The sequence below is a fragment of the Pseudoxanthomonas sp. genome, assembly GCF_002863005.1.
Taxonomy (GTDB): Bacteria; Pseudomonadota; Gammaproteobacteria; order Xanthomonadales; family Xanthomonadaceae; genus Pseudoxanthomonas_A.
The window spans coordinates 50,698-64,915 of sequence record NZ_PKDG01000052.1 but is presented as its reverse complement, the minus strand read 5'-3'; the positions used below and the strand labels follow the sequence as shown (position 1 = coordinate 64,915).

Sequence of the window (14,218 nt, the reverse complement as noted above, 5' to 3'; positions counted from 1 at the left end):
AAGGGGTAACACTGACCGAGCGCCTACCCAACATATGAAACATCATGGGTCGTGCGCCTTCATACGGGAGCGTGCCGCCCGCGACTTTGATCGCATTGCGTCAGAAGCCGGTGGCCGTCACCGCACACTGCAGGGTGAAGGTCACGACACCGCCGCTCGGGAACACGGGAATCGCAAGCCCCGCCTGCAAACTGGAGGGCGTCACACTGGCCGGCGCTGGACATTGCGTGCCACCGGTGCCCGATACCGCGCAAGTCGCCGGGCCGGCACTGCAATCCAGACCAGGCGTCGCGGTCCAGTCGTCGCTCACGAGCGCATTATCTGCTGCAGAAGGACCATTGTTGGTCACCACGATGGTGTAGGCAATGGTGCCACCTGCAGTCACCGGATTCGTCGCACTCGCCTTGTTGATCGCCACATCGGCACTCGCTCGGGTGTTGGTGATCCGGCACACAATGACCGTGTCCGCCCCCCCTACCGTCAGGCTGGTTCCCGACAGGTTCGCCGTGCCGGTGCATGACCATGCGCCAGCAACGTAAAAGCCGGTGTTGCCAGCCCCCAGGGTTTCCGACAGCGTCAGTACTTCGCCCGCGAATACAGCGACGGCTGATCCGCTATCGGTTTCGCTGGCGTTGTTGGCCACCGATGCCAGCGTGGCCGTATTCGCGCCTCCGGCGGCTTGCAGGCTGGCCGTATCGTTGACTACTGCGTTTACCCACGTCTTGGACAATGCCAAGGTGGCTTGGCGACGCGCGTTGGTCAGGGTGCACACCAGCGTGCTGCCTGCGCTGCTGGCCGGAATGGTGAGGCTGCCGCCCTGTGCCACGTTGACCGTGCTGCCACCGTCCGTGCAGACCCACCCGGTGGTGAGGTAGTTGCCTGCCGAACCCGTGGTGAAGCTTTCCGTCGGCAAGGTGCCGGTGGCGCCCACCAACACGTTGACCGCCGTACTGCTGTCGGATTCATTGGCGGTGTTGGCCACCGAACTGAAAGCCGTGGTGTTGGTGGCAAAGCCGCTGGTAGCAGGAATACTGACCGCGTCGTTCACGCGCGCATTCGCCCATGTCTTGCGCAGTTGCAGTTGTGCGTTGCGCGTATTGACGAAGGTGCACTGCACTTCAGAGCCGGTAGCAACACTGCCCAGCACGACTTGCCGGCTGGCCAGCGTAACGGTGGCCGACGGTGTGGTGCCGGTGTTCAATGCCGTGCCGGTGGTCAGATTGGTGCAGTTGATGCTGCTCAGGGTAAAACCGGCCGTCACCGCTTCGGTGATGGTCACGTTGGTGGTGGTGGCACCACTCAACCCGGCGATGGTGGTGTTGACCGTGGCCGATCCGCCCGAGGTCACCAGGTTGATCGGGCTGGCCGGTGACAGCGAGGTGCCGGCCGCCGAGCTGGCTTCGGTGAAGGTGAAGGTGCCATCGCCACCCACGGTATTCTTGACGATCACGACGCGCGGGTTGCGCACGTTGTTGAACGTGCAGGTCACGTCAGCCCCGGGCACCAAGTTGATTGTGGCGGTGCCCATGGGCGATCCGTTGGGTGCTGCGTTGTTGATGCTGGTCGGGAATGTGCTTCCTGTCGGCGCACCCGCCGCGTTAGTGCAGACGATGTTGACCAGCGAGTACTGCGCAATATTGGACGACTTGAGCTCGTTGACCGTGATCGTCGTGCCGGGAGTCACGTTGCTGTAGGTCTGGGTGGCCGTCAGGTTGCCGCCCGCCACCACGCTGGGATTGAGCGTGAATGCCGTCGCCGTGGCTGCGTTCGGCGACCCGATTGCCGTGGCCGGCATGCCGGACTGACTGAAGTCGAAGGCGGTTCCCTGCCCCGACGGAACCGATTTGATAATGGTCAGGCGCGCCGCCGGGGAATCCGTATCGATCGCGGTATTGTTGGCAGAATTGGTGTCGTTGATAGTACTTGGCGGCGTGATTGTCGCCGTGTTGGTCAGATCGCCGGTGAAAGTGGTCGGCACGGTCATGGTGACCAGATACGTTGCTACCGCGTTGGGCGGCAGGTCAAGGCCGGTGTCATTGAGCGCACCAGTGCCACTGGCTGCACCGCAGCGGGAGCCACCGGAAGTGTTGGCACAGGTCCAGCTGACCGTCGCAGCACTGATGCCGGCGGGAAGCGGATCGCTGACCGTGATGTTCTGGGCACCGAATGAGGCGCTGGTGTTGCGCACAACGATCGTATAAGTGCGTGTTTCGCCGGCCGTGTAGGTGTCGTTGGCCAGGTCGTTAGGCCCCGATGCCGGCGTGTTGGTCTTGGTCACCGACAGGTCGGCATTGAACTGGATGTTGGCACCCGGACAGTTCGCACCGTCGGCGTTGGTGGCAGACGGCGACGTACTCATCAACGTGACCGCGCCCGTCGCCGTATCAACCGCGTAGATAGCGGATCCGGTGCCCGCGAAAAGACCGTTGTTGAAACCCCACATCGAAATCGCATTGTTGACAGGGGACGATGACCCAATCGTGGTCACGGCACCATTCGCAGGATTGATGCTGATCAGCGAGCCCGTAGTCGAGTTGACACCCCACAACAAGCCGTTGTGCCAAGCCAGATCAGACACGGTGATCGACGAACTCATCGTGATAGGCGTAGCGACCCGGGTGGTCAGGTTCACCCGGTACAGCGTCGTCCCGCCAAAACCTGAGGTCAGGTAATAATCGCCGGTAGGCGAGATCACACCGTTGTTGTAGTTGGACACGGGCAAGCCGGTGACCACGCCCAGGTTGGTGCTGCTGCCGTTTGCCGCTACGCGGATCAGTTCATTACCGCTGCTACTGCCCCACTCCATACCATAGATGTAGTTGTCCAGCGTGTTGTAGCCAATGCCATTGCGGGGCGAACCCGTACCCAGGCTGGCATACGTAAACGGTGCGGTGGTATAGACCACGTTGTAAAGCGTGGACAAGGTGGTAGCCGAATTCGTCTGTTCCAGGAACATCCGCGCATCGCAGGTGCCGAACGACTGTGCCTGCGCCTGCTGGGATACCCCCATCAGCAGCGTGGCTGCAATTCCCAGCAGCGATTTCCAGGACCACCTCTGTGGGTGTGCATTGGCACGCGAAATTAATGTAGTCACGAATAATTCCCCAAATTTCCTTTAGCAAACTGATTTCAGTAACGGATCGACGCGACCCGCAGGCAATCAGCATTTCCCGAAGATGTTTATCAACCAACCGTTGTGGTCGGAATCGTCGTAAGCGAGCTCTTCACTGAAGTCATCGACATCGTCGGCATTCGCCACATCGAAGTTCTTCTGGCTGGCCAGACCCAGCCTGATTCACCAGCCGCACCCGGCACCATCGACCCTTCCGTCCATTCTTATCTTGGCCAACATCTGGCGCTGCAGGTGCGCTCCGGTGCGAATACGGCGCACATGCGCCGAGCGCTCCCCACGCCCCCGAAACCGGGCCGGCTGTCACAATTGAAAGTCACTTTCGCGCTACTCATCATCTACCGGACAAGGCAGGAAAGACGTGTAACTGTGACTACAGAATTCGGCATGAGGGTGATCCATCGCGTCGGTGAACCGCTCCCCCGAAGGGCCGGACGGGACCGCGCGTGACACGCCTCCGGCACGCCCGCGACGGCGCTCGCGCCCACCGACGACGCAGGCTGCCTGAAAACATTCATTCCGCTATCCCCGACTGGATTCATTCTCAGTGAGCCGGCTCGGCCCACACAGGCACACTCGCAGTGGCTACCCCGCAAAGGACATGCCTTTCCCACAGTGCGACTCGATCTTGTCCTGAGGTGCCCTGAAAGACCGATATTTGGCGCGCGCAATTACATTCGACCACCTGAAGTCTGGCCGACAGGTCGACAGTCCGCAGGAACGTAGGACGGGGGCGCCTCGCCCCGCCCGCCGGGCCACCCGGCTCGTCGACACCGCCAGGCCCAGCCAGCTTCCGGACAACCCGGTACGCATCAACCGCGTGTTGTACGGTCCTACCACCCGAACCATCCGCGCTCGGCCCCTTCGTGCCACCGGGTGGGTTGCGGTTGCCACGGCCCATCGCCCAACACCGCTTCCACCAGATGCGCGATGGGGAAGCCGAGGTGGTGCTCGGCGGCCAGGCCACCGTCCTGCAGGTGCGCCTGCGCGACGAATGCGCGGAACGCTGCTTCATCGCGCGCGGACAGCGCGGTGATCTTCTTCGCCAGGTCGTAGGACAGGCGGTTGCCGTCGTCGGTGGCGAGGAACGACTTGCCCGACCAGAACGCCTGGATGCTGTCGGCATTCCAGTGCGCCGCATGCTGCGCCGCGATCTCGTGCGGGAAGTAGAGCTGTGCGGATGGCGCGGCGAGCTGCGGGAACATCGTGTGCTCGGTGTTCATCGCCAGGCCTTCGTTGAGCCAGGCGGGGATCGGCAGGTGCGCCAGCAGGCAATGCGTGAGCTCGTGCGCGATGACCGGTTCCATCGCATCGATCTGCTCCAGCGGCATCACGAAATGGCCGTAGCCGGCCTGGATGAACATGCCGGACGACATCGCGTACTCGCCGTCGTCCGGATGGGAATGGCCGACGTAGTCGTAGTAGTCGTCGGGGTCGTCGAACACCATCACGACGTACCGTCCCCAGCCGCCATCATCGGCCAGGGAACCCAGGTTGCGGCGGATGCGTGCGTGCATGCGCTGGCATGTCGTCAGGAAGACCTGGGCCGGCCGCGCCTCCAGCGTGGAGAGCAGCAGGAAGTCATCCGATCCGGTGACGTGGTACGGGCTGCCCAATGCATCGCGCAAGGCCTCCAGCCACGCCTGCGCGGCCGAATCCCAGTACACGTGCGCCTCCTCGCCGTGCGGCGGCGCGTTGCCCGCTTCGTGCAGGCGTTCCCAGTCGACGATCGGCAGGCGCGTGTCGGCGAACCAGTGCATCGCCACGGGCACGCGCGGCCGCGCGTCTGCGGCAGACGCAGCAGACGCGGTGCGCTCCTGCGGAGAGAACAGGCGGGTCAGGTAGCGGAGCATCGGGCCCCCGGCGTGGTGTCGAACATGCGGAACGTCTTCCCTATTCCCTCTTCCATCCATCCATCATCCTGGCAACAGTTCGCGCAACATCCTCCATGACCGCCACGCGCGACGCCAGAGCGGGCGCCTGCGGGGCCGCACGGCCACGTGCGCGCCGCGCAGGACGGCGGCCGCGGCATCCAGCACGCGATCCGCCGCCCCGCCATCACGCGCGGGATGGAGGCCTGCCGTGTAGGCATCGGCATGCGCGCGCCGCTGCTGCGGATCGGCGAGCGCGGCACTGACCGCGGCGTCGATGGCCTGCGGCGCCGATACCGCATGCATGAACGCCTGCGGACGACGATGGCGGACGGCGACCACCGGCTTGCCCAGCAGCGCGAATTCCTCGATCACCGACGACGTGTCGCAGACCAGCACGTCGGCCGCGTGGAGCATGTCGGTCATGTCTTCGGTCTCCACGAAGCACGCATGCGGGCCGGCCAGCCGGCGATAACGGTCCCGCAGCGCGGGCGGCGCCATCGGGTGCAGGGTCAGCAGCCAGTAGCGGTCGCCGCGCGCCACCAGCGCGGCGATCACCGGCAGGCATTCGGGCGCCTGGCTCAGCGGTGCGTTGAAGGTCGACGCATACATCACCACGGGACGCCCGGCCGCGACGCGACGCATCTCGTGCGCGCCTTGACCCGGCGCCCGGAACAGCGGATCGAGCTTCGGCCAGCCGGTTTCCACCACGACGAATCCGCCGTGATCATGCGCCAGCGCCTGCAGCGGCTGCGTGGTCGCGGGGCCGTGCGTGCAGTACAGATCGTAGAGATCCTGCATGCGGAACTGGCCGAGCGAGGGATCACGCTTGTGCAGGTTCAAGCCATGGAACAGCTGCACCTGCAGCCCGGGCAACCAGGGCGGAATGCGGTCGACCGTCGCGAACACCGCCTCCGGTGCGAACGACCGCAACGCCGCGAAGCTGCGCACGCGTGTTTCGTCGGGCCCCAGCGCCGGCGCCAGTGCGTCGCGCACGATCCATGCGACCTGGTCGCCCCGTGCCAGCGCGCGCGCCGCGACGGGACGCAGGATGGGCAGCGAATAGCGTTCGGACACGAGCATCGCCCAACGCCGCGGCGATGCCGGATCGTCGCGCACCGGCGATGTCGGCAGCCTGACGCGTCGGGGCACCGCGGCCAGCTCCAGCATCAGGCGCGCACGCCGTCCCCAGCCGATGTCCTCGCTCCGCCCGCCGACGTATCCCGGTTCCATGCCTGCATCCATGCACTGCCGCCCGGCCCTTCTGCCGGGGATCGGCAGCACGGCGCGGCCCCGCCACTGTGTGGGTGGGGCCCCGGCTTGGCAAGCCGGGCGTGCGCCTACCGGCGCGCGCGCCGTGGCCAGCGCAGCCATGCCTCGCAGAGGAACGAGGCGGCGATCAGCGCGCTGGCCACGATGCCGAGCAGCTGGAACCACCGGTTCTCGAACACGCGCTCGGCCAGGTCCTGTTCCTGCAGTTGCAGGCGGAGCAGCCGCAGTTCGCGCACGATCGCTTCCGGAGGGCGGCGGCCATCGGCAAGGGTGGTGTCGTCGTGCAGCTGCGCGCGCAACAGGGTCACGCGCTGGTGGCTCTTCACTTCCTGGCGATGCTCGGCCACGCCGACCACCAGGCTGGTGAGCAGCACCAGGCTGAAGCCCAGTCCGCGCAGCAGCGGCGGGACGTGCTCGTACGTCTTCGGCACCCGTGTCGGCGGATCGCCCTGCGCCATGCGTCAGCGTGAAGGCGCGTGCGCGCGCTTGCCCAGTTCGATCAGCATCCGCGACGCCAGATAAAGGCGCGGTGGAATGGAATCGATCTCGATGTACTCGTTGCGTGCGTGATAGCCCCAGCCCGCCAGGCCCAGGCCTTCGAGTACCGCCGCCTTGCCGGAGCGCCCGGCGAACCCGGCGTCGGTGCCGCCATTGGTGGTGGGATGCATGAGCAACGTGCGACCATCCAGTTCGCCATAGATCGCGCGCGCCAGGTCGGCCAATGCGCGGCCGCGTTCGCCGGCTACATAGATGGGGCGCAGCGGTTCCAGCGTCACCGTGGTGGTGGTGTCGGGAACCAGCGGACTCTCCTTCACCTTGGCCTGCAGCGCGGCCAGCAGGTTGTCGTTGCTGTCGGCCTGCATCACGCGCACGTCGCCGCCCGCTTCGGCGCGCTCGGGGATCTGGTTGCGCGCGGTTCCCGCACTGGCCGTCGTCCAGTTGAGTTGCGCGCCGGGCACGCCGGCCGCGACATCCTTGGTCTGCAGCACCTGGTGCGCCAGTTCGACCAGCGCGTTGCGGCCCTGCTCGGGTGCCGCGCCGGCATGCGCGGACAGGCCCTGCACGGTCATCCGCACCTGCGACGTGCCGGCCGCGCTCAGCAGCACGCCTTCATGTTCGATCACCGCCTTGGCCGGCGAGGGTTCGAACGACAGCACCACGTCGTGCTCCGCCGCCAGCGTGGCGATGGTCTCGCCCGAGCCGGGCGAACCGATCTCCTCGTCGGGATTGAACAGCACGGTCACCACTGCGTAGTCGCTCCATCCGCGCGCCTTCAGCAACGCCATCGCATGCAGGATCACCGCGATGCCGCCCTTGTCGTCGGCAATGCCGGGACCGTAGAGCAGGTTGCCTTTTTGGTGGTACGGCTCTTTCGCCAGCGTGCCGCGGTCGTACACGGTGTCGGCGTGGGCGATCAGCATCACCTTCAGCGCGCCGTTGCCGGTGAACACGCCGCGCACCAGATCGGGACCACCGGTGGCCGACGCCACGCGGTCGACGTTGGCGTCCAGCGTGCGCAGCCGCTGTTCCAGATAGGTCATCACCGTGGCGACACCTTCGTGGTCGGTCGACCCGGATTCCGTCGTCACCAGTTCACGCAGCGTGTCGATCACCGCTGGCTGTTCCTTCGTGGCGGCGCTCCGCAGCGCTTCATCGGCGGGCGCGGCGTGGGCCGGCGCGGCGAGGCCGGCGGCGCCCATCATCCACATGGCGGTGCAAAGCGCGGTACGTGCGATCCCCATGGCGTCACTCCTGTGGCCGCGAGCGCGGCGCGATGATGGCGGTCAGAACCGGTATTCGATGCCCAGGCCGGGTCCCTGCATGGTGGTGTCGAAGCGGAAGCCTCCCGACGTCTCGAAGTCGGTCGACAACCGCCGGTAGCCGGCGATCACAGCGAAGCGCTCGTTGATGTCGTAGCCGGCCAGCAGCATGAGGTCGGTGGACAGGTCGGATTCGCCCGCCCCGGCCAGCACCCAGCCGCCGACGAACACACCGTTGCCGAATCCGTGCCGTCCCTTCACGCCCACCTGCGCGTCCACCCAGCGATGCGACTGCTCGCCGGCGTATTGCTGCGGGATCGGCGGCGGTGTCGGCACGGGCACTGCGTACGCGATGCGCACGCGCGCCGACCACACGCGCACGCCGGCCACCAGGTCCAAGTGCGTGGCGTCGCGTTCGACCAGGCCGTAACGCCACGCCACCAGCCCGCTGGTGGTGCGCGTCTTCAGGCGGACCGGCAGTGCCGCACCGGCGACCGGCACCTGTACGGTGCTGGAGAGTTTGGCGAACTGGCCGTCGAGCAGCAGGCCGTGCCGGCCCTTGCGCGCTTCGAACGCGCCCATCGCGCCTGCGTCGAGTTCCTCCAGCGAATCGCGGAAGCTCTTCGAGGTACGCACGTCCACCGGCAGCCGCGCATGCGCGAACGTGCCGTCGGTCGATGAGCCCCACACGTACGGCGTCAGCCGGAACGTCCAGGCATCCGCATCGTGCGCCTGCTGCGCCAGCGCCGTCACCGGCGCCATGCACGCGCATCCCGCCAGCACCCAGCCGCGTCCACTGATCGTCATGCCGTTCCCTCGTGGTGGCCGCCGCGCCAGCCCCCGCGACACGGGGACCGTCGACACGCGACGGGCGGCGGCACCGCGACCGCGTCGCGGGCCCCGCCGCCTGTGTAGCACCAACCGGCGACCCGTGCCACCCGCGGGACACATGCGCGGATGGGCGGACGCCAGGTGCCGCGAGCGCGCAGGCAGGGAGCGCCCGACGACGCGCGCCGGCGCGCCGTACGCGTGCTCAGTCCGCCGTGCAGCGCACCGCGAACGCCACCCGTCCGCCCGGCGGCAACAACGGAATCGCCGCGCCTGCCGCGCCCAGCAAGTCCCCCGGCGTCGCCGGGCAGGTTCCGCCGCCACTCGGCGTGCATCCGGTGACCAGGCAGGCGCTCAGTCCCGCGCCCGGCGTGTCGTGCACCACGGCGCCATCGGCCGCGATGCTGCCGCTCAGGTGCGCCACGGTCACCGTGTAGTCGATGACGCTGCCCTGCACCACCTCGGTGACCGCGCTGGTCTTGGTGACCGCAATGTCGACGGCGCGCGGCGTGTTGACGAAGGTGCAGGTCAGTTCGTCGCCCGCTACCGGCGTCACCTGGAAGCTGCGTCCCTGACCGGGCGGAACATCGGTGGTGCCGGCGATGCTGTTCACGCAGCTGTAGCGGGTGTCGTACAGCGCCAGATCGGCGACGGGCGAACCGGCGGCGCTTTCCGACAGCGTGTAGGTGGTGCCCGCCGTCGCCACGAACGTCGTCGTCGACACCGTCGCGGCCGTGCCGCTGGTGGTCGCGCTGGGCCCGCCGTTGTCGATCGCGACGGTGAACTGGTCGGTCGCCACCGCACGCCCTGCGATCGTCTTCACCAGCGTCAGCCGCGGCGGCGCCTGCACACGCAGTTCGGTGGTGTTGGTGGTGTCGTTGAAGACCTCACCGCTTGACGCACCGGTGTAGCGCACCTGCGCCACGTTGCGCACCACGGTGCCGTCGGGCGCATCGGCGCGCACGCGCACGACGAAGGTCACCGTGGTCGAGGTCGGCTGGGTGCCTACGCAGGTGAGGCAGCGCAGCACGCCGCCCTGGCTCGCGCTGGCGCCCGTGCCGACGCGGAACACGCCCGTGCCCGACGCGACTTCCGCCGCATCGTCGCCGCTGCTGTCCGTGCGCGTACCGGCGTCGGCACCCGCCGTCACCTGCAGGCTGCCGGCCTCGTACTCGGTGTTCGCCGGGATGGCATCGCGGATCGACACGTCCACGGCGTTGTCCTGCCCGGTGTTCTGTAGGGTGATCGTGTAGCGGATGCGGTCGCCCGCGCGCGCCTGCCCGGCCGGCAATCCCGGGTTGGTCAGGTTCGCCTGGCTTTTCGCCGTGGCCGCATCGACCGCCGGCTGGAACACGTCGATCGCCGTGGTCAGCAGCGAGATCGCATAGCCCTCGCTGCTGGTGCGCGCCGTCAGTGTGGCCGTGGTGGCGCCGTTGGCCAACGCCGTGTTGCCGGTGTTCGCCAGTTGCACGATGTCGGCGTCGAAACCCAGCGTGTTGGCCAGGTTGTTGTTGGCGACACTGCGCTGCGTCACCGTGGTGCCCAGCCGGCAGATGCTGGAATTGAACACGTCGCCCGCCGGGTTGCATGCGTCGGACACGTTGACGGTGGACGATCCCTGCCCCTGGAAGGTGAAGCCATCCGCCGCACCGCGGTCGCCGTCCATCGCCATCCAGCCCAGCTGCGCGGACACGGTGCCGCTCAACGGCGTGCGGAACCCCGATACGGTCAGCGACACCTGGTTGACCGGATTCGAGCCGGTGGTCGCGATGGCCGCCAGGCCATCGTTGATGGTGAAGTTGCGCAGCGGGCGCGACGGGTTCTGCACCACCAGCACCAGCGTCCACCCGCCGAAGCGGTTCACCAGGCCGGTCTGCAACGGCAGGTTGGCCACGCGGTAGGTGCCGGTGCCGCTGGCCTGCACGGCCGCGGTGACATCCGCGCGGCATCCGTAGACATGGTGGGGCTGCGCGGTACCCCAGATGGTGGAGCGCGGCGATACGTCGCAGCTGGCCGGGACGAGGGTCTGGTAGCCCAGCCCCGGGCGGCCGAAGCGGATCGGGGTCGCGGCCGGCGAGGGGGTGGGCTGGCTGCCCGCATTGCTGGCGACCAGGCCACCCCAGTACAGCATGGCGCGGACCACCTGCGCGCCGGCCGGCAGGTCGGTGGCCGCCAGGTTCGCGCTGCTGGAATTGGAGATGGTGCCGTCGGCCGCATCGGCCGCCAGCTTGGTCGCCACCATCGTCTGCGCATCGTTGGTGGCGCCGGTGCAGCTGCCGCTCGTGCTGTTGCACGTCATGCTGCTATTGGCCAAGAACACCAGGTCACCGTTGAGCGTGGTGGTGTAGCGCTGCTCGAACGCACGGAAGACCTGCGCCTGCGCCATCGGCACGACCGCCATCGCCAGCACCAGCAGTGCGGCGACCCGGCGGCCCGCAAGGCTCCGCCCGCGTGCCCTGTCTGCGTCCAGCCGCGATGACGCCGTGCTGCCTGCCACCGTCGCTGCCAACGGAACGCATCCCTCGTTCCCTCCCCCTGAGCCGCACCCCATGCCTACTCCGATCTGTGACGTAATACGCGTTTCAGACCATGGTGTCACATCGATGGGGCGCTGCCCCACCCCTTCCCTGCACGCGGAGCGACGGACGGTACGGCGGGCACACCGAACGGTAACGGCGATATCGCTCGTCCCGTAACACCACCCTCGGTTCACATTTGTCCATCCTGCCGCTGCGCGGCGGCGCCTGGGCAGACCCGGTGCGACGACGTGCGGCCAGCGACCCGGCGGGGGTAAAGTCCCGTCATGAGCGTGAAGACCATCACCGAGGACGGGCGCCAGCTGACCGTACAGACCCTGCAACGCACCGACGCGCTGGGCGCGTCCTACTGGCAGGGCCGCGCCATGTTCCGCATCGCCGAGGGGCGCGCCCGCGCCGACGTGGTCACGCGCAGCCGCCATGCCACGCGCGAGGCCGCCGAGAACGCCGCCATCGCGCTGGCCAGGGCGAACGGATGGAGCGCGGGATGACGGCGAGCCGGACGGCCCCTCGCCCGGCGCGGCGCAACCGGCGCGCATGTACCGGGCGACGCGCGGCGAGGAACACCACGTAGTCGAACGCGCTGCCACCCGCCTGCGTTTCTCCCGTGACACCGGGACGCGCGCGCCCTACGGCGGCAACGCCATGCCGTACGCGCGCTTCCTGCGCAGCGCGACATGCCAGGCGCACATGCGCGAGATAGTCGGCGAACCGCTGCTGCATGCCCTGCTCGCCGCCGCACGCAAGCGGGCCGGTCAGCCGGACTGAGCGGTCACCGCCGTCCTGCCCGCCGGCATCATGCGGCGGGCGACGTGCCGTCGTCGTGCAGCGCCACGTTCAGGCGATCCACCACCATCGCCCAGTCGGCATCGTCCAGCCGCTCCTCGCGCAGCAGTTGCGACTGCGCCGGCGACCAGAACGGCGCCTCCTCCAGGCGCATGCCGTTGGGCAGCGGCGAATGCGTGGCGATGAACTGCTGGATGCTGGCGGTGTCGTTGGGCAGGCCGAGCTGAGCGAACAGGTCGGAGAACGGGTGGACGGTCGGTTCCATGGCGTTGCTTCGTGGGGGGAGAAGATTCAGCCTAGCCGGCGCCGTGTGAAGCCCGTGACGGAGGTGCGGCGCGGACGCAGGATCACGACGTGCATGCCTCCCGGATGCCCTTCCAATACCCGGGCCAGGCAGCGTCACGCCTGCCTTCCTGCACGCGAGGACCCAGATCGGAAGTGGTAGCGTGGCAGCCGCCACTTGCAGGCTGTCATCCGGGGGGATGCCACGATGAAACCGTTCTTGCCGGGCCCGTCGATATTGCTGGTCTTCGTGATGCTCGGCGTCGTGCTGTTGCGATCGGACGTGCCGCGGGTGGAGAAGGCACTCACCGTCCGCGCGCCTGTCGCCGTCGTCATGCGAGGGAACGCGCTGCGTGCTGGAGACGCCGCAGAAACGCCCCGCCTGCATCGCGCGCACCCCGCCGGAATGGCGACCCCGCACGCGACGACGACCTCAAAGCTGCAGACCGATCCGTTCGCGCCGGTGTACATCGTGACCTCGCGCGAGACGCATCAGGGTATCCGTGGCCTGGTGCGCGCAGCGGTCGCGCGCGGCGACAGCACCGGCAAGACGCTGGTGGTCGCCGAAACGCGGGCCGATCGCCTGGGCGAGATCAGCCACTACGTGCACACGCGTGAGCGCCGCTGTGGCGGGTACTTCGCCTTTCCCACGCGCGCCGAGGCCGAGGCGTTCGTCGGCGCGGATCGCGCGAAGCAGGCGATGACGAAGACGGTGCTCGCCCGCTACACGCTCGACAACCAGGCCACCGTCGACCGCTGGCTGCCGCAGGTGCAGGAGCGCCGCCTGTACGACACCATCAACCACCTCTCCAGCTACCGCAACCGCTACTACGCCAGCACGCATGGCAAGACGTCGGCCGAATGGATCCGCAGCCACTGGCAGTCGATCGCCGCTGGCCGCGACGACGTGACCACCGAGCTGTTCACCGCCTGCGCGAACTGCAGCACCCAGCCCTCGGTCATCCTCACGATCCGCGGTGCTGAACTGCCCAATGAAGTGGTGGTGCTCGGTGCGCACCTGGACTCGATCAACGCCAACACCTACACCGACCCCAACCAACTGGCGCCGGGGGCCGACGACGATGCGTCCGGCATCGCCACGCTCACCGAGACCTTGCGCATCGCGCTGGCGGACGGCTGGAAGCCGCGGCGCACGGTGAAGTTCATGGGTTATGCGGCGGAAGAAGTCGGCCTGCGCGGCTCCAATGCCATCGCACAGTCGTTCCGTGCCGGCGGCGTCAACGTCGTCAGCGTGCTGCAGGTGGACATGACCAACTACAAGTCCGGCACCGTCACCGACATGAAGCTGATCAGCGACTACTCCAATGCGGACCTGAAGAATTTCTTCCTCACGCTGTTCGACGCCTACCTTGCGCCGAGGGGCCTGACCCGCAGCAGCACCGCGTGCGGTTATGCCTGTTCAGACCACGCGTCGTGGACCAACGCGGGCTATCCGGCGGCGATGATGTTCGAAGCGGGCGGACCGGGCGGCAGCTTCCCCTACATCCACACCCCGCAGGACACGCTGGCGACGATGGGCGAGTCGGCGCAGCACAGCGTCAAGTTCGCGCAGTTCGCCCTGGCGTACCTCGGCGAGACGGCGAAGACGGCAGGCGCGCGCGTCACCGGTGGGCCGGCGCAGGTGCTGCCGGTGCAGTGAGCCTGCGTGGCCAGGGCAAGGTCGAGGGCCGCACCCGGATATCAGAACCGTCACGTGTAAAGCGCCCCAGACGCGCTGCGCTTACCCGGGCT

Annotated in this window: 12 protein-coding genes; 4 read left to right on the top strand and 8 right to left on the bottom strand. The window is 67.6% G+C overall.

Translation table 11 applies throughout. The annotated features are described in order from the left end of the window. Positions 1–100: 100 nt before the first annotated feature. A complete protein-coding gene (locus CYU89_RS17610) occupies positions 101–3,010 on the bottom strand; it encodes a hypothetical protein (protein WP_296282838.1) in 2,910 nt (969 codons plus the stop codon). A gap of 186 nt (positions 3,011–3,196) precedes the next feature. Here CYU89_RS17610 and CYU89_RS17605 point away from each other — a divergent pair, with 186 nt between their 5' ends. Beyond that, entirely contained in the window at positions 3,197–3,580 is a 384-nt protein-coding gene (locus tag CYU89_RS17605) for a hypothetical protein (RefSeq protein WP_296282837.1), read from the top strand. Positions 3,581–3,963: 383 nt separating this feature from the next. Here CYU89_RS17605 and CYU89_RS17600 read toward each other — a convergent pair whose 3' ends face one another. From CYU89_RS17600 to CYU89_RS17575, 6 genes are all read right to left on the bottom strand, one after another. After that, a complete protein-coding gene (locus CYU89_RS17600; protein WP_296282836.1) occupies positions 3,964–4,983 on the bottom strand; it encodes a hypothetical protein in 1,020 nt (339 codons plus the stop codon). Positions 4,984–5,046: 63 nt separating this feature from the next. Beyond that, entirely contained in the window at positions 5,047–6,234 is a 1,188-nt protein-coding gene (locus CYU89_RS17595) for a CDP-glycerol glycerophosphotransferase family protein (protein WP_296282835.1), read from the bottom strand. A gap of 107 nt (positions 6,235–6,341) precedes the next feature. Beyond that, positions 6,342–6,731: a hypothetical protein gene (locus CYU89_RS17590; protein ID WP_296282834.1), complete on the bottom strand. Its 390-nt coding sequence runs from the start codon at positions 6,729–6,731 to the stop codon at positions 6,342–6,344. A gap of 3 nt (positions 6,732–6,734) precedes the next feature. After that, positions 6,735–8,015 (bottom strand): glutamate carboxypeptidase, encoded by a 1,281-nt coding sequence (locus CYU89_RS17585; protein WP_296282833.1) that lies wholly within the window; start codon positions 8,013–8,015, stop codon positions 6,735–6,737. Positions 8,016–8,057: 42 nt separating this feature from the next. After that, positions 8,058–8,840: a hypothetical protein gene (locus CYU89_RS17580; RefSeq protein WP_296282832.1), complete on the bottom strand. Its 783-nt coding sequence runs from the start codon at positions 8,838–8,840 to the stop codon at positions 8,058–8,060. Between the two features lie 226 nt (positions 8,841–9,066). Then, on the bottom strand, positions 9,067–11,370 hold the full coding sequence (locus CYU89_RS17575) for a DUF11 domain-containing protein (protein WP_296282831.1): 2,304 nt from the start codon (positions 11,368–11,370) through the stop codon (positions 9,067–9,069). A 294-nt stretch (positions 11,371–11,664) separates the two neighbouring features. Between CYU89_RS17575 and CYU89_RS17570 the strand changes: the two genes are divergently transcribed. Both CYU89_RS17570 and CYU89_RS17565 read left to right on the top strand, forming a co-directional pair. Continuing rightward, positions 11,665–11,889, top strand: a complete 225-nt coding sequence (locus CYU89_RS17570) for a hypothetical protein (protein WP_296282830.1) — start codon at positions 11,665–11,667, stop codon at positions 11,887–11,889. Positions 11,890–11,935: 46 nt separating this feature from the next. Continuing rightward, positions 11,936–12,166, top strand: coding sequence for a hypothetical protein (locus tag CYU89_RS17565; protein WP_296282829.1), 231 nt, complete (start codon positions 11,936–11,938; stop codon positions 12,164–12,166). 28 nt (positions 12,167–12,194) lie between these two features. Here CYU89_RS17565 and CYU89_RS17560 read toward each other — a convergent pair whose 3' ends face one another. Continuing rightward, positions 12,195–12,449, bottom strand: a complete 255-nt coding sequence (locus CYU89_RS17560; RefSeq protein ID WP_296282828.1) for a DUF2789 domain-containing protein — start codon at positions 12,447–12,449, stop codon at positions 12,195–12,197. 225 nt (positions 12,450–12,674) lie between these two features. Here CYU89_RS17560 and CYU89_RS17555 point away from each other — a divergent pair, with 225 nt between their 5' ends. Then, positions 12,675–14,126, top strand: coding sequence for a M20/M25/M40 family metallo-hydrolase (locus tag CYU89_RS17555; RefSeq protein WP_296282827.1), 1,452 nt, complete (start codon positions 12,675–12,677; stop codon positions 14,124–14,126). The last annotated feature ends 92 nt before the right edge of the window (positions 14,127–14,218 follow it).

Excerpts from the sequence above, each read along its gene's own strand:
- CYU89_RS17610 (WP_296282838.1), bottom strand. The coding sequence starts at position 3,010 with ATGGGGGTATCCCAGCAGGCGCAGGCACAGTCGTTCGGCACCTGCGAT.
- CYU89_RS17600 (WP_296282836.1), bottom strand. The coding sequence starts at position 4,983 with ATGCTCCGCTACCTGACCCGCCTGTTCTCTCCGCAGGAGCGCACCGCG.
- CYU89_RS17595 (WP_296282835.1), bottom strand. The coding sequence starts at position 6,234 with ATGGAACCGGGATACGTCGGCGGGCGGAGCGAGGACATCGGCTGGGGA.
- CYU89_RS17590 (WP_296282834.1), bottom strand. The coding sequence starts at position 6,731 with ATGGCGCAGGGCGATCCGCCGACACGGGTGCCGAAGACGTACGAGCAC.
- CYU89_RS17585 (WP_296282833.1), bottom strand. The coding sequence starts at position 8,015 with ATGGGGATCGCACGTACCGCGCTTTGCACCGCCATGTGGATGATGGGC.
- CYU89_RS17580 (WP_296282832.1), bottom strand. The coding sequence starts at position 8,840 with ATGACGATCAGTGGACGCGGCTGGGTGCTGGCGGGATGCGCGTGCATG.
- CYU89_RS17570 (WP_296282830.1), top strand. The coding sequence starts at position 11,665 with ATGAGCGTGAAGACCATCACCGAGGACGGGCGCCAGCTGACCGTACAG.
- CYU89_RS17565 (WP_296282829.1), top strand. The coding sequence starts at position 11,936 with ATGTACCGGGCGACGCGCGGCGAGGAACACCACGTAGTCGAACGCGCT.
- CYU89_RS17560 (WP_296282828.1), bottom strand. The coding sequence starts at position 12,449 with ATGGAACCGACCGTCCACCCGTTCTCCGACCTGTTCGCTCAGCTCGGC.
- CYU89_RS17555 (WP_296282827.1), top strand. The coding sequence starts at position 12,675 with ATGAAACCGTTCTTGCCGGGCCCGTCGATATTGCTGGTCTTCGTGATG.